The 15615-nt window shown below is 69.2% G+C and carries 14 protein-coding genes; all 14 read right to left on the bottom strand.

The genetic code is table 11. The features are described 5' to 3' along the window. Position 1 precedes the first annotated feature (1 nt). Entirely contained in the window at positions 2–1057 is a 1056-nt protein-coding gene (trpS, locus tag FK531_RS19075; RefSeq protein ID WP_142102179.1) for a tryptophan--tRNA ligase, read from the bottom strand. Between the two features lie 13 nt (positions 1058–1070). After that, on the bottom strand, positions 1071–1529 hold the full coding sequence (locus FK531_RS19070) for a barstar family protein (protein WP_142102178.1): 459 nt from the start codon (positions 1527–1529) through the stop codon (positions 1071–1073). Continuing rightward, on the bottom strand, positions 1529–2080 hold the full coding sequence (locus FK531_RS19065; protein ID WP_246098270.1) for a guanyl-specific ribonuclease: 552 nt from the start codon (positions 2078–2080) through the stop codon (positions 1529–1531). Before FK531_RS19065 ends, FK531_RS19070 begins: the two co-directional genes overlap by 1 nt. Then, positions 2077–2880 carry an exodeoxyribonuclease III gene (locus FK531_RS19060; protein WP_142102177.1) on the bottom strand — a complete coding sequence of 268 codons (804 nt, stop codon included), beginning with the start codon at positions 2878–2880 and terminating at the stop codon, positions 2077–2079. The genes FK531_RS19065 and FK531_RS19060 overlap by 4 nt, the downstream gene beginning before the upstream one ends. A 38-nt stretch (positions 2881–2918) precedes the next feature. Beyond that, positions 2919–3953, bottom strand: a complete 1035-nt coding sequence (locus tag FK531_RS19055; RefSeq protein ID WP_246098269.1) for an NAD-dependent epimerase/dehydratase family protein — start codon at positions 3951–3953, stop codon at positions 2919–2921. Between the two features lie 25 nt (positions 3954–3978). Continuing rightward, positions 3979–4236 carry a hypothetical protein gene (locus FK531_RS19050; RefSeq protein WP_142102175.1) on the bottom strand — a complete coding sequence of 86 codons (258 nt, stop codon included), beginning with the start codon at positions 4234–4236 and terminating at the stop codon, positions 3979–3981. After that, positions 4233–5909, bottom strand: coding sequence for a fatty acid CoA ligase family protein (locus tag FK531_RS19045; protein ID WP_142102173.1), 1677 nt, complete (start codon positions 5907–5909; stop codon positions 4233–4235). Before FK531_RS19045 ends, FK531_RS19050 begins: the two co-directional genes overlap by 4 nt. Beyond that, positions 5906–6802, bottom strand: a complete 897-nt coding sequence (locus tag FK531_RS19040) for a beta-ketoacyl-[acyl-carrier-protein] synthase family protein (protein WP_142102171.1) — start codon at positions 6800–6802, stop codon at positions 5906–5908. Before FK531_RS19040 ends, FK531_RS19045 begins: the two co-directional genes overlap by 4 nt. A 6-nt stretch (positions 6803–6808) precedes the next feature. Next, positions 6809–7870, bottom strand: coding sequence for a 3-oxoacyl-ACP synthase III family protein (locus FK531_RS19035; protein ID WP_142102169.1), 1062 nt, complete (start codon positions 7868–7870; stop codon positions 6809–6811). A gap of 86 nt (positions 7871–7956) precedes the next feature. Next, entirely contained in the window at positions 7957–10935 is a 2979-nt protein-coding gene (locus FK531_RS19030) for a non-ribosomal peptide synthetase (RefSeq protein WP_142102167.1), read from the bottom strand. 61 nt (positions 10936–10996) lie between these two features. After that, entirely contained in the window at positions 10997–12166 is a 1170-nt protein-coding gene (locus FK531_RS19025) for an MFS transporter (protein WP_142102438.1), read from the bottom strand. Between the two features lie 197 nt (positions 12167–12363). Then, the gene (locus FK531_RS19020; protein WP_142102165.1) at positions 12364–13587 is read right to left on the bottom strand and encodes an NADP-dependent isocitrate dehydrogenase; all 1224 of its coding nucleotides are present in this window, start codon (positions 13585–13587) and stop codon (positions 12364–12366) included. 239 nt (positions 13588–13826) lie between these two features. Then, positions 13827–14108 carry a cupredoxin domain-containing protein gene (locus FK531_RS19015; protein WP_246098268.1) on the bottom strand — a complete coding sequence of 94 codons (282 nt, stop codon included), beginning with the start codon at positions 14106–14108 and terminating at the stop codon, positions 13827–13829. Between the two features lie 71 nt (positions 14109–14179). Then, on the bottom strand, positions 14180–15586 hold the full coding sequence (locus tag FK531_RS19010) for an amino acid permease (protein ID WP_142102161.1): 1407 nt from the start codon (positions 15584–15586) through the stop codon (positions 14180–14182). Positions 15587–15615 lie beyond the last annotated feature (29 nt).

Raw genomic sequence — 15615 nt, 5'->3', positions numbered from 1 at the left:
GTCATGCCTTCTGGGGAAGGAATCCCACCTTGTCATACACGGTGGCCAGCGTCCGGGAGGACACCTCGCGGGCGCGCTCCGCCCCCGCCTCCAGGATCCGGTCCAGCTCGGCCGGATCAGCGAGGTAGCCGTCGACCTTCGCCTTGAGCGGGGTCACGAAGTCGACCAGCACGTCCGCGGTGTCGGACTTGAGGTCGCCGTAGCCCTTGCCCTCGTAGCCCCGCACGAGGTCGTCGACGCTGCGCCCGGACAGTGCCGACTGGATGGTGAGCAGGTTGCTGACGCCGGGCTTGGCCTCCCGGTCGAAACGGATCTCACGCTCGTTGTCGGTGACCGCGGATTTGATGCGCTTCGCCGAGACCTTCGGGTCGTCGAGCAGGTTGATCAGTCCGGCCTCCGACGCCGCGGACTTGCTCATCTTCGACGTCGGGTCCTGCAGGTCGTAGATCTTGGAGGTGCCCTTGATCATCTGCGCCTCCGGGATGACGAACGACTTGCCGAAGCGGGAGTTGAACCGCTGCGCCAGATCTCGCGCCATCTCGAGGTGCTGACGCTGGTCCTCGCCGACCGGCACCCGCTGCGGCCGGTAGAGCAGGATGTCGGCCGCCATCAGCACGGGGTAGGTAAACAGTCCGACGGTCGCGGCCTCGGTGCCCTGCTTGGCCGACTTGTCCTTGAACTGCGTCATCCGGCTGGCCTCGCCGAATCCGGTGATGCAGTTGAGCACCCACGCGAGCTGCGCGTGCTCGGGCACCTGGCTCTGCACGAACAGGGTGGACTTCGCCGGGTCGATGCCCAGCGCCAGCAACTGCGCCGCGGCCACCTTGGTGCGCCGGCGCAGTTCCTTGGGGTCCTGCGGGACGGTGATCGCGTGCAGGTCGGGGATGAAGTAGAAGGCGTCGAACTCGTCCTGCAGCGGCACCCACTGGGCCAGCGCGCCGAGGTAGTTGCCGAGGTGGAACGAGTCCGCGGTCGGCTGGATGCCGGAGAGCACCCGGTGCCGGGCGGCGGGTGCGGACGGTGCGGAACCAGGTGCAGACGATTCGGAACTCGACATGGGTCCGATCCTTTCATGCCTCCAGGTGCGCCGGACCGCCGCGGGTGCCCGGCCAGCGTCGCGCCAGATCGGCGGCCGCACCCGGCTCCGCCTGCAGGATCAGCCGGACGTCGGCGTCGTCGAGGGCGTCGGCAAACCAGGCCAGTTCGGCGGGTGCGGAGGCGAGCAGCGCGTCGGCGTCGCGGACCACCACTACCAACCCGCGCGAGTCCCCGAGCCAGTCCGGGCAGTCGCGCAGGCACTCGTCGAAGGCGTCCTTGTTGGCCCCGAAGTAGTACGGGAACTGCAACGCGGCCGCGAACTCGTCGAAGACCGCGGCCACGGTCGCCATCTTCGGACCGCGCACCAGCCGGACCGTCCACCCTGCGCGGGTCAGCGCCAACGCCGCGTTGTCCGCGCTGCGGGTGATATCGGGCAGCACCCCGGCAGGCGGCAGGGTCGGGTCGGTGACGAACTCGGTGAGCGTGACCATCAGCGCATCCTCGCGAAACTCGTGTAGTGGTCGGCGGTGTACCAGGCCGATCCGTCGCTACCGGTGATGATCCTCTCCGCATCGCGGGTCTCGCCGCGGATCTTCGGGTTCACGTCCCATTCCCGGTAGGCGATCGACTTCCCCGCCGAGTCCGTCCGCGGCAACCTGCCCTCCCGGTTCTGCCAGGTGTCGCCGCCCTTGGTGCCCGGCGCGTTCGCCGAGTCCGGCCAGGTGCCGGCGTCGATCTTGGCCAGGGTGGCGACGGCGGCGGCGGTGACCGCCGCCGGAACCACGCCACGCGGTCCGGCGGTCTGAGGCGGCGCCTGCGTTTCGGTCACCGAGCCGTCGGGAAGGACCACGATGCGCTTGGGTGTTGGCGACGGCTGGAATGCTTGCGCCTGGCTCGACGTCTCGACGAGCGACTCCGACACCGTAAACGAATCCGATGAGGAGTCCCCGTCGCGGCCGGTGAAGACGAAGGCCGCGACCACCACGAGGACGGCCAGCAGCACCCCGACGACGACGCGCGACCGCGTCCCGAGCCGGCTCACCGGTACTGCACCGTCACCGGCGCGTGGTCGGACCAGCGCTGGTCGTAGGACGCGGCGCGCTCGGTCACCGCCTCCTTCGCCCGCTCGGCGAGCGCCGGGGTGGCGACCTGGTAGTCGATGCGCCAGCCGGAGTCGTTGTCGAACGCCTTGCCGCGGTACGACCACCAGCTGTACGGCCCGGGCAGGTCCGGGTGCAGCCCGCGCACCACGTCCACCCAGCCGAACTCGCCGAACACCGAACCCATCCACTCCCGCTCGGACGGCAGGAAGCCGGAGTTCTTGACGTTGCCCTTGTGGTTCTTCAGGTCCAGTTCGGTGTGCGCGATGTTCCAGTCGCCGCACACCACGACGTGCCGGTCGGCGGCCAGCGCGTCCGCAGCGGTCGCCTCGAGGTGCCGGCCGAACGAGTCGAGGAAGCGCTCCTTCTCGTCCTGCCGCTCGGTCCCGACCTCGCCCGACGGCAGGTACAGGCTCGCGACGGTCAACTCGTCGAAGTCCGCCTCGAGGTACCGGCCCGCCTCGGCGAACTCGTCGTCGCCGTGACCGACGCGGACCGCGTCCGCGGGCCGGCGCGAGAGCACGGCAACGCCGTTGCGTCCCTTCGCGGACGGCTCGGCCGAGGCGACATGCCAGCCCGCGTCGAGGGCGGGCGCGAGCGTGGCCCGCAACTGCTTGTCGTCGGCGCGGGTCTCCTGCAGGCAGATCACGTCGGCCTCGGTGGCGTCGATCCACTCGAGCAGCCCCTTCTTGGCGGCGGCGCGGACCCCGTTGACATTGACGGTGGTGATGATGTGCGGCACGGGAAGAAACCGTAACCGACCGGCCCGACAAACCTCCGCTAGCGCAACGGCCTGGCCAGTGCCGCGACGCCGCCCTGCTCGTCCACCCAGTCCTGGAACTCCTTCAGTCCGGCGTCCCGGCTGACGATCGGCCGATAGCCGAAGTCGCGCTCGGCGGCGCCGATGTCGAAGGTCGCGCTGCGGGTGAGCAGCGCGATCACGTACCGCGACAGGGGCGGCGACCACCTGGTCGCGACCCACGGCATCCGCCAGATCGCCTCGGTGACGCCCACCACCGCGGCGAGCACCCGGGGGTTCGGCCGCCGGCTCGGCGGATCGAAGCCGAACAGCCGCGAGACCTCCCCGACGAACTGCCACACGTCGGTCCGCTCCGCGTCGGCGACGTAGTACGCGCGGCCGCCGACCCGCTCCGAGTCCGCGGCCGCGGCCCGCACGCACGCGTCGACGATGTTGTCGACGTGACACAGCGACGTGTACACCGCACGCCCGCCGGACAGGTCCGGCAGTGCGCCCCTCGACGCCTTGGCCAGCAACCGGACGATCGGGCCGGACCGGTCTCCCGCGCCCCAGATCGCGCGCGGGCGCAGCGCGCAGGTCGTCAGGTCCCGACCGTTCGCCGCGAGCACCCGCCGCTCGGCGGCCGCCTTCGTCTCGGAGTACAGGTTCAGGTACCGCACGGGGTACGGCAGCGACTCGTCGACGTCGATCTGGTCGCCCCCGTCGTACTCCATCAGCGCGCTCGGGCTGGAGACGAACACGAATCGCGACGCCCCGCTGCGCCGGGCCGCGTCGAGCAGGTCGACCGTCGCCTGCACGTTCTCGACCCAGAACTGTTCACGCACACCACGCTCGTCGACCCGCGCGGCGCTGTGGAACACCACGTCCACGCCGCGGGTCGCCGCCCGCAGCGACTCCCGATCGGCGAGGTCGCCGTAGACGAGTGTCAGACGGGACGTGTCGCCGAGGTCGCGCAGGTCGCTGGTGCGGCGCACCAGCACCGAGACCTCCATGTCGCCGCCGGAGAGCAGGCGCCGCGTCAGTGCCCCGCCGAGGAACCCGCTCGCACCGGTCACCAATGCCCTCACCGTGTCACGCCCGTCAACGCTGCGTCCTCCACCAGGTCGCGCCGAGCAGCATCGTCATCGCGACGATCCTGCCGTCCGAATGCCCCAGTCGGCGGCCGTGTTCGAGTGCCATGGGGACCTGCGCGGCGTGCGCGCCGACACTCAGTGCGACGTCGGTCCACCACAGCGCGCGAAGCGTCCGACCCCGGAACGGCCGAATCAGGCCGACCGCCAGGAACATCCAACCCAGCACCGGTATCGCCCGCAGTGCCACCACCCGCGTGCCTGTCATCTGCTCTCCTTCGCCAACTGTCGCTGCGCCCACACCGACAACTTCTCGCGCCCGATCTTCGCGTTGTGCCGAATGTCCACCGGGAATCCCGGGTGGAACAGGAAGTGCTCGATGCGCGCGGTGACGTGGCTCTGGGCGCCCAGCTCGCGCAACTTCGCCTCGATCCGCGGCCGCTGGCCGGAGCCGACGCCCGGCTGCAGTTCGACGCACAGCACGGGGCGTCGGTCGGCGACACTGCCGACGCCGACCAGAGCTGTGCGCGCCACGTCGGGCACAGCGTTGAAGATCTGTTCGCACTGCACCGTGAACAACGGTCCGTCCGCCGTCTGCACCCGCTGACTCTTGCGTCCGCAGAACCAGATCCGGCCCGCCTCGTCGATCCAGCCGAGATCGCCGGTGCGGTGCCAGATCCGGTCCCCGTCGCGGATCTTCCCGAGCGCGTTCGCCTCGACCGGCCAGTGGTAGCTCGTGCTCACGTTCGGTCCGGCGACCACGATCTCGCCGATACCGCCCGCAGCCGCGGCGCGCTCGGCGGCACGGTCCGGGACGGCGTCGTCGGTGATCGCGATGATCCGGGCGTGCACCCCGTGTGCCGGGCGGCCGAGGCAGGTCCCGGCGCCCGCGTGCGCGCGATCGACGAATTCACCGAGCAGCTCGCGAGATTCGATCGCCGACATCGGCAACGCCTCGGTCGAGCCGTACCCTGCGGACACCTGACCGTCGTCGGGCAGCATCTCCCGCAGGCCGGCGATGGCGTCGTGCGGCACCGGCGCTCCGCCGGAGAACACCGACCGCACCGACGACAGCGTGACGCCGTGCGCGCGGCCGTACCGCACCAGTGGCACCAGCACTGCGGGCGACGCGAACAGGGTCCGCACCTCGAACCGGTCGATCGCGTCGACCACGTGGGCCGGGTCGACCTCGCCGACCCGGCCCGGCCTGATCGGCGGCAGCACACACCGCGACCCCAGCATCAGGTCCAGCACCCCGAAGATCGGCAGGGTGATCAGCGAGGTGCCCGGCGGAATGCGGTCCCGCGCCTCGTCGACCTGCTCGAGCATGGCGGCGAGGTTTCCGTGCGTGAGGTTGACGGCCTTCGCCGGGCCGGTGCTACCGGTGGTGAAGGCGATCATCATCACCTCGTCGTCGGGCGCAGCGGGCGTCGGCGCGACCGGACGATCCGGGGTGCGCCCCCACGACCGCAGGCTGTGCCCGCCCCAGGCCCGGCGGCCGACCGTCACCCTCACGCGCGCCGTGGCGAAGGTGCGGCGGAACGCCAGTCGCAGCAGGTGCGCCTTCGAGATCCCCACGAACGCCTGCGGCGCCACCGATTTCAGGCACCGCAGCATCGGCCGCAGACCCATCCCCGGATCGATCACCACCGGCACGGCGGACACCTTGAGCAGGCCGAACATGATCGCGTAGAACTCCGGACCGGGCGTCACCAGCAGCAGCGTGCGCATGCCGCGTCCGATCCCGCAGGCCTCGAAACGCTGCGCCAGCAGGTCCGACCAGTCGTCGAGTTCGCGATACGTCAGTCGTGCGTATCGCGGTGTACCCGAGTCGGTTCCGCCGTCCGCGTGGATCACTGCCTCGCGCCCCGGATGCTCGGCCGCGATCGCACGGAGCCTCGCGACGGAACCGCAGTGCGCGCGCGGTGCTGCCGTCGTCACTTCCCCGGCGCCAACCGGTAGACGACGGCGGCGGCGCTCGGACCCGCGCCCGCGGCGACGAACAGGACCTGGTCGTAGCCGGCGAGCAACGAGGTCTCGGCGGCATGGTGGTACGCCACGGTGAGCGCCGCCGTGTGAGCGTCGCCCTGTACCGGCCCGCTGCCGATCACCGAGTCGCCGGGCAACCCGAGCCGCGCGGCGAGCAGCGAACCGAACCCGTCCGTGGGCCGCGAGCAGATCAACGCGGTCCGACGCGGATCCGCGTCCGCTTCCAGCGCCTCGAGCGCGGCAGAGGTCGCCACGTCGAGCAGGCGGTGCTCGAAACCCTCCTCGCGCACCACGTGGACGAGGGAACGGCCGTGCACGCCCATCGTCGACATGTCCGCGAAACCCTCGGTGGCGGGCGACCCGTCGGACTCCGCGACCGCGACCGGGCCGAAGCCCTCAGGGCCGTCGGTCTTCGCGAGCAACAGTGCCGCGCCCGCGGTCACGAACGGGAAGTCCGCGGACGGCCGGCGCCGCTGCAGCGACGGATGCGTGTCGCCGGACACCACGAGAACATGCTCGGCACTGTCGGTTTCGAGGAGTGCGGTCGCAACCTGCACCGCATTGAGCACACCGCAGGCGCCGTTCATCAGGTCGAAGGAGAACGACCGCGCGACGCCTTCCGGGTACTCGAGCCCGATGCCCGCCTCGCGCTGGATCAGTGCCGCGATGGACGGCTCGAACAGGTTCGAGTCTCGGTATATGCCGGTGTTGACCAGCACGCCGACCTGTTGCGCCTCGATGCCCGCGGTGGCCATCGCGGCCCGCGCCGCGCGGGCCGAGTGCTCGATGACGCTGGTCGTCACGGCGGGAACGCTCACGCCGGTGGACTTGATGGCGATACCCATGACGAGTCAGACCTCCAGGGAAGAAATCGTGGCGGACACGTAGCCGGTGACGATGCCGGAGGCAGCCGGGACCATCAGGATCTTCGACCCTCTCGGCACCGCCTTGTCCTTCAGGTGGTCGTGCAGGACGACGAAGTGGGACGTGCTCGAGGTGTTTCCGTACTTCTCGACGACATTGAGAGGCGGCGGCATCGGCGTCTCGAACTCTCGCTCCCCCAACGCGTTCAGCATCAATACCGCCGAGGCACCGAACTGGTGGTGGATGACGAAGTCGAAGTCCTCGTCGGCGAAGGTACGCCCGCGCGCCGCGAGGAACTCCTTCTGCGCGTTCGTCCACAGCAGGAAGCGCGACTCGTTGTGCATCCTGCGGTTGTCGGTGTACAGGGCGATCCCGGGGGTCTGCTCGCTCGGCATGCCCAGGCACAGGTTCGAGTACTCGGAGGCGGTCATCAGCTCGATGTAGTCGATCTTGTCGTCCTCGTCGACGGCACGGTCCAGCACCACCGCCGCGCCCGAATCCCCCACCGACAGCGACGCGAACTGCAGGTCGTACTTCTCCGAGATCTCGGAGACCGCGGTCTCCGAGATCGGGGTGATGTGCTCGCCGCTGACCACGATTCCGGTGCGCACCGCCCCCGATCGGATCATCCGGTCCAGCACGTAGACGCCGCTGAGCATGCCCGCGCAGGCGTTGGACAGGTCGAACGTGATCGGAGCGGAGCCCCCGCCCCGGACGCCCAGTTCCTTCGCGAGCATCGAGGCGAAGGACGGCTCGAGGTACATGGTGTCACGGTTCTTGCTGCGCGAGATCGAGGTCGAGATGATCACGTCGATCTCGTCGGCTCGGTAGCGGGACCGGCTCAGCGCGTCCCGGGCCGCGTTGAGCGCCAACGTGAACGAGTCCTCGTAGCTCTCCGCTCGGGTGTCGGAGACGCGCCGGTCCACGACACCGGTGATGGCCTCGAGGTCGAAGGGGGGCGCGGTGGCGAGCCTGCCGACCAACTCCTTCGTACTCAGGACCGTGCTGGGCAGGTAGGTACCTATCGATTCGAACCGAGACTTTGTCATCGTGGTCTCTCTGGGTCGGCAGGCCGATGCGGCCATGGCGGTTGGGTGAGCGCGGTGGCTCGTTCGAAGTGCGCGTGGTGGGCTGATCACCGGTGCGCGGGCACGCGGGCACGGTGCGCCGCCTGCCGGACCCGGCCGAGCGTCAACCGATGCACGAGGTCCTCGAGGTCGGCGACGAACCCGACGTCGTTGCCCGGACCGACGACCCGCCGCGAGACCTGCGAGAGCATCTCCACCGCCGCCAGTGAATCGCCACCGAGTTCGAAGAAGTCCGCCGCGTCGTCGAGTGTCGAGGCGTCGACCCGCAGGACACAGGCCCAGATCTCGGCGATGTCGTCGGCGGGCAGCACCGCCGTCGGGGTGTCCGCACGCGCGGTGCCGAGGGACGCGCTGTCGAGTTTGCCGTTGGAGGTCAACGGGATGTCCGCGACGACGTGGAACTCGGCGGGAATCATGTACGTCGGCAGGGATCGGGACAGGTGGTCCCGCAGCGTGCTCACCTCCGGTACTGATTCGCCTGCGGACGCGACGAGGTACGCGACGAGCACATTGTCGCCGCGCTCCGCGCGGCGGACGGCGACCACTGCCGCTCGGGCGACGGCAGGATGAGCCGCGAGTCGCGACTGGACCTCCCCCGGTTCCACCCGGTTCCCCCTGATCTTGACCTGACTGTCGACACGACCGGAGAACTCCAGCTCGCCGCCGGGCAGGATCCGACCGAGATCGCCGGTGCGGTATACGCGTTCGCCGTCGGGAAGGGTCACGAATCGCTGCGCGGTCAGGTCCGGTCGGTTCAGGTACCCGCGCCCGACCTGTGGACCGCCGAAGTACAGTTCTCCGATCTCGCCCGCGAGTACCGGCCGTCGGGCCGCGTCGAGGACGTGAACCGTGGTGCCGGCGGTGGGCCGACCGATAGGCACCGGCGCCGCTCCGCTCCCGTCGACGGCCTCGATCCGGTGCGCCGCGCAGACGATCGACATCTCTGCGGGGCCGTAGCTGTTGAGCACCCTGCACTCCGGTCCGAACAGTGCACGAGCCTCGGCGGCCAGCGGCTCGTGCAGGGCCTCGCCCCCGATGCTCACCGCGCGCATCGCTGCCGGTTCGAGTCCGAGCCGGACCACCACCTCGAGCAGGCTCGGCGTCACCATGACCGTGTTCACCGTGGAACCTTCGAAGATCTCGGTCAGCGTGAGGTGGTTGACCTCGCCTGGGACGAGCACCACCGCGCCGCCGCTGGTGAGCGGGAGAAGCAGGGCCGCGCAAGCCATGTCGGCGGCCTGGGTGTGGTAGTACGCGAATCGGGTCTCCGGACCGAGCCGGTACAGTTCGGCGCCCGCGCGGAGCAGGTTGACGATGCCGCGGTGCTCGACCTGGACGCCCTTCGGCCTGCCGGTGGACCCCGAGGTGTAGGTCACGTACGCCACGTCGCCGGGCTCCGCGAGATCGGTTCCGGCACCCTCCCCGTCGCCGGTCCGGACCGGGATGTCCTCGAGGACTGCCGCTGCCACCGCGCCGAGCCCGGCGCGCGCGGCGAACTCGCGTTCGGTGAGGACGCACCCCACGCCGGCCTCGTCCACGATGCCGCGGATGCGCTCGTCGGGGTGGTGGGGGTCGAGCGCCAGGAAGGCCGCTCCGGACTTGAGGATCCCGATCTGGCCCGCGACGGCGGCGAAGGTCCGGCGGGCCAGGATGGCCACCACGTCACCGCGTCGCACCCCGCGCCCGCGCAGTTCGCCGGCGATCGCGTCGGACCACGCGTCGAGGGCGGCGTAGCTCAACTCGCCCTCGGGACCGAGAACAGCGGGCGCCTCGGGCGCCGACCGGACGTGGTCGCGGAAGAGGCCGGTGAGGGTCCGGTCGGCCTGCGGATCGACCGGTGCGGCAACGACTCTCGTCGCGCCCAGCGCCGCCTCGATCCGGTCGAGCAGCCAGTCGAGACGCGGCTCCACGCCCGCGCCGTTGCGGCAGGACACACCGAGCTCTGTGCTGCCCCCCGCCTCCATCACCGCGATCGTCAGCGGCACCATGCCGGTGTGCACGGGCAGCCCACTGACCCGGGTCGCCGCGAACCCGCGGCAGCTCAGTTCACCGAGATCGGTCGTCCCCGTGTGGGACACGATGGCCGAGACCAGGTTGTTGCCGGTGCGGGCGCCGAGGAACATGCCGGCCCGGATGATCGCGCGGGCAGCGGCGGTCGGCATCCTCTGCAGCCCGCCGTTGTTCATCTCGGCGAGCTCGCGTGATTCCACCATCCCGCGCAGCAGCCCGGCGTGGATGCGCTGCCACCCGTCGCCCGGCACCGAGTCGAGGAACAGCGGCAGCGACAGGTTGGCGGTCGACCGCAGGTCACGGTCGTGCCTGCGCAGGTCGACGGGAACCATGATGCGGGTCCGACCGCCGACCGCCGCGGTGATCACCTCGGCGATCCGCGCCACCGCCGCGGGCGAGGTCGACCCGACCGTGCGTCTGCGCCACAGGAATTCGGGTTCGCCGGACACCGATTTAGTCCGCCCCAGCGGCGACCGGGACCTCGGAATCATCACCGTGGGCTTGCCACCGCCACCGAGTCGCTCGACGAGCGTGTGGTCGGCGACGGCCTCACGGGCGCCGACCGGACGCTCCCCCCGCAGCAGCCGGAACACCTCGGTCGCCCACAGGTGCACGCCCTTGCCGTCCATGACGCCGTGAAATGCCCTGAACACGACGGTATTCGGGGACCCGGGCAGCAGCAGGACCTCACACGTCGGGCCATCGACGGGATCGAGTGGGCGAGTGAGCAGCGGATGGTCGTCGAGGCTGTCCCCGGACAGTCCCGCGTCGGAGATCACGTGCACCGGCGGCGCGACCCCGCTGTCCACCCAGTCGTCGCCGCGGCGCACGAGACGCGCTCCCGGGCAGGCCTGCGCTGCACCGGCGACCGCAACCGCGAGGTCCAGTTCGGCAATGGCGCCGACCCCCTCGACCAGCAACTGAATCGCGAACGGCGGCGCCAGGGTCTGCATGGCCAGGTACAGCCGCTCGGTCGGTGACACCGGCCGGGTGAAAACGGGGAATGCCGAAGTCAACGTCGCTCCTCGCCTGGTGGGTGCGGGAATAGTAACGTGTTACAGCTCCCGGCGAGGGCGTTCAGATGGACGCCTCCCCCGGCTCTACCCGGACATAGCGCGCGCGGCGCGGCAGCAGCACCGCGCCGGCCAACACGGCCAAGCCCGCGACTGCCAGCATCGCTCCGACCGCGGCCGGTGCGGCGTACCCGAAGCCGGCGGCGATCACGACTCCGCCGATCCACGCGCCGAAGGCGTTGGCGATGTTGAGTGCCGCGTGGTTGAGCGAGGCAGCGAGGGTCTGCGCATCGGCCGCGACGTCCATCAGCCGGGTCTGCAGGGCCGGCACCATCGCGGACCCGGCGACGCCGATCAGGAAGACGAACACGAGCGCGGTGACCGGATTGTGGACGGCCAGGACGAACAGCGCCAGGATCGCCGCCAGCGCGGCCATCGACACGGCAAGACCTTTCATCAACGCGCGGTCGGCGAGGTGGCCGCCGACGAAGTTGCCCACGACCATGCCGAGTCCGTACAACATCAACGCGACCGGCACGAACGACCGCGGTAGCCCGGACAGGTCCGTCAGCGTGGTGCTGATGTACGAGTACACCGCGAACATGCCGCCGAAGCCGACCATGCCCATGATCAGCGTCATCCACACCTGCAGCCGCCCCAGAGCGCCGAGTTCGGTGACCGGATTGGTCGTCGGCATGGCGTCGAGCGGCGGGATCCAGGCGACCAGGGAGACGACGGTCGTCACGCCGATGACCGCGACCAGCGCGAACGCGCTGCGCCAGCCGAGTGTCTGACCGAGCCATGCCGCCACCGGCACCCCGACGACATTGGCCACCGACAAACCCATCATGACCATGGAGACGGCCTTGGCCCGCCGACCCGGTTCCGCCAGGTGTGCCGCGACGAGCGCGGCAACACCGAAGTACGCGCCGTGCGGCAGGCCCGCGACGAATCTCGCCGCCGTCAACGCGGCGTAGGACGGCGCGAACACCGAGGCGGCGTTGCCGATCGTGAACGCGACCATGAGCGCGATCAGCAGAGTCCGGCGCGGCACCCGGGCTGTTGCGGCCGCGATCAGGGGGGCGCCGACGACCACGCCGAGCGCATAGGCGGAAATGACATGGCCAGCGGTCGGTTCGCTGATTCCGAGGCTGCCCGCCATCTCGGGCAGCAGACCCATCGCAACGAATTCGGTGGTCCCGATCCCGAATCCGCCGAGTGCGAGCGCGAGCATCGCGGGTCGCCGAGCGCCGCGCGTCCGCCCGGACGTGCGGTCGACGGCGGGGAGAGTCGGCGAATCCACCTGTCGATTCTCCTCGCGCCGGTCGTTGAAACTCCAAGTGAGAGGTGGTGAGATCGCTCACCCGTGACGAGGGAGAGGGACGCCCCGGATCTCCGGGACGCCCCTCCTCGTGGTGAAGCCGTGCGGTGTTACCTGGACGCGTGCGCCTTCTGCAGGTTCTCGTCGAGCGCGCCGAGGAACTCCTCGGTGGTCAGGTAGCCCTGGTCGCCGCCGACGAGCAGTGCGAGGTCCTTGGTCATCTGGCCGCCCTCGACGGTCTTGATGACGACGTCCTCGAGCTGCTGCGCGAACGCGATGACGTCCGGGGTGTTGTCCAGCTTGCCCCGGTGCTCGAGACCGCGGGTCCACGCGAAGATGGACGCGATCGGGTTCGTCGAGGTCGGCTTGCCCTGCTGGTGCTGGCGGAAGTGCCGGGTGACGGTACCGTGCGCGGCCTCCGCCTCACAGGTCCGTCCGTCCGGGGTCAGCAGCACCGACGTCATCAGGCCGAGCGAGCCGAAGCCCTGCGCGACGGTGTCCGACTGGACGTCGCCGTCGTAGTTCTTGCAGGCCCAGACGTAGCCACCCTCCCACTTGAGTGCGGAGGCGACCATGTCGTCGATGAGGCGGTGCTCGTAGGTCAGGCCCGCCGCGTCGAACTCGGACTTGAACTCGGTCTCGAACACGTGCTGGAAGATGTCCTTGAACGCGCCGTCGTACGCCTTGAGGATGGTGTTCTTGGTGGACAGGTACACCGGGTAGTTCTGCTGCAGGCCGTAGTTGAGCGAGGCGCGCGCGAAGTCCTCGATGGACTTGGTGAAGTTGTACTGCCCCTGGACGACGCCGCCGCCCTCCGGGAAGTTCACCAGCTCGTGCTCGATCGGGGCGCTGCCGTCCTCGGGCGTGTAGGTGATCATCACCTTGCCGGGGCCGGGCACCTTGAAGTCGGTGGCGCGGTACTGGTCACCGAACGCGTGACGGCCGATGATGATCGGCTTGGTCCAGCCCGGAACCAGTCGCGGAACGTTGGAGATGATGATCGGTGCCCGGAAGATGGTGCCGCCGAGGATGTTGCGGATGGTGCCGTTGGGCGACCGCCACATCTTCTTCAGACCGAATTCCTCGACCCGGGCCTCGTCCGGCGTGATGGTCGCGCACTTGACGCCGACGCCGTGCTGCTTGATGGCGTTCGCGGCGTCGATGGTGACCTGGTCGTCGGTCTTGTCGCGGTATTCGATACCGAGGTCGTAGTACTCGAGATTCACATCGAGGTACGGATGGATCAGCTTGTCCTTGATGAACTGCCAGATAATGCGTGTCATCTCATCGCCGTCGAGTTCGACGACGGTGCCCTCAACCTTGATCTTGGACATGTGTACTTCGCGTCCTCCTAGGAAGTTTCCCCTGGTCACACGGCTTGCGGTCGCGCTTTGTGGGTGGACCGCAAACGACTCAATCAATAACTTATATACAACGCGCGCAAACCCGGGGTTTCCGCACCAAACAAGACGAGCGTACTGCTAGCCCGCGGGGCCGCAACGCGTACCCCGGGGGTCGAACATCCTACTGTCCGGTAACTTTCGCGCCGAATCGCCCCGGTCACGTCACACACTCAGCGCACGACGATCGTCCCGTGCATGTCCGGATGGAACGAGCAGGTGTACTGGTAGGTACCCGGCTCGGCGAACGCGAAGGCGAAGGTGCCGGTCTGCAACGGCGGGCTGTGCAACACCGCCCTGGCGTCGCCGACACCGACCACATCGTGCGGGGTGCCGCGGTCCTCGAACTTCCACGTCACCGTCTCCCCCACGTTCACGGTGATCGAGCTCGGCGTGAACGCCATGTTCGCGACCTCGACCACCGGTCCGGTGGGCGCGGCGGTCGAGTCGCTCACCTTGTCGCTACTGCACCCCGAAATGCCTGCGGTCACAACGATTCCGGCAAGCAGCACACAGGCAGCAGTCTTCACGGGTTCCAGCCTAGGCCACCAGCGGTCGCGGCCGCCGGTTCCGCGGCAAGCCGGGGCCGGACGAAACGTCGGTACGCGAGGGTCAGGATCGCCAGCCACACCGCGCCGACAACCAGCGCCACCCGCGTGTCCGAGCCGAACGCGAGCACGACAATCACGAAACCGAGGAACCCGAGGGCAAGTAGTTGCCCGTACGGCCACCACGGCACCGGGAACGCCAGCGCCGCGGTCTGCGCGGCATCCATCCGGCGTCGCGCCCGGTACTGCGACAGCAGGATCATCACCCACACGAAGATGGTCGCGAACGTGGCGATTGACGCGATGACCACGAACACGCTCTCCGGGATCAGGTAGTTGAGTACCACTGCGACCAGCAGCGCGACCGTCATCACGACCACCGTCATCCACGGCACGCCGGCACGGGAGACCTTCGTCATCCCCGACGGCGCCTGACCGCGCTGGGCCATGCCGTACATCATCCGGCCCGCGCCGAAGATGTCGCTGTTGATCGCCGACAACGCCGCGGTGATGACGACGACGTTGAGGACGGACGCAGCCGGACCGATGCCGAGGCCCTCGAAGATCTGCACGAACGGACTGCCGTCGGTGCCGATGTTCTGCCACGGATTGATCGCCATGATCACCGCGAGAGTGGCGACGTAGAACAGCATGATCCGCACCGGCACGGTGTTCACCGCGCGGGGGATCGTCCGGGCCGGATCCTCCGCCTCGCCGGCGGTGATGCCGATGATCTCGGTGCCACCGAACGCGAACACCACGATGGCGAAACAGGCCACGAACCCGCCGAAGCCGGTGGCGAAGAATCCGCCGCCGGTCCAGAGGTTGCTCACGCCCTCGGAGGTCTCGTGCACGCCGAAGCCGAAGATCAGTATCGCGACACCACCCGCGATCATCGCGACGATCGCGGCCACCTTCACCAGCGTGAACCAGAACTCCAGCTCACCGAACACCTTGACGCTGAGCAGATTCAATGCGCCGATGAAGAACACGATCGCCAGCACCCAGATCCACCGGGGCACATCCGGGAACCAGAACCCCATGTAGACGCCGAACGCGGTGACGTCGGCGAGGCACACGACGATCATCTCGAATGTGTACGTCCAGCCGGTGAGGAAACCTGCGAGCGGGCCGAGGTGCTTGCCCGCGTACTCGCCGAAAGAACCGGACACGGGATTGCTCACGGCCATCTCGCCGAGCGAACGCAACACGAGGTACACCGCGGCGCCGCCGATCAGGTACGCCAGCAGGACCGCGGGGCCGGCCTTCTCGATGGCCCCTGCCGAGCCGTAGAACAGTCCGGTGCCGATCGCCGAACCGAGGGCGATGAATCGGATGTGGCGGGCGGTCAGACCCCGGGTCAGCGCCGTGGCGGCGTCTTTCACTGTGCGTCCCCCGGAGATGCTTGATCGTT

The organism is Rhodococcus spelaei (assembly GCF_006704125.1).
In the GTDB taxonomy this organism is placed as follows: Bacteria; Actinomycetota; Actinomycetes; order Mycobacteriales; family Mycobacteriaceae; genus Rhodococcus_G; species Rhodococcus_G spelaei.
This window is presented reverse-complemented; position numbering and strand designations above follow the sequence as displayed.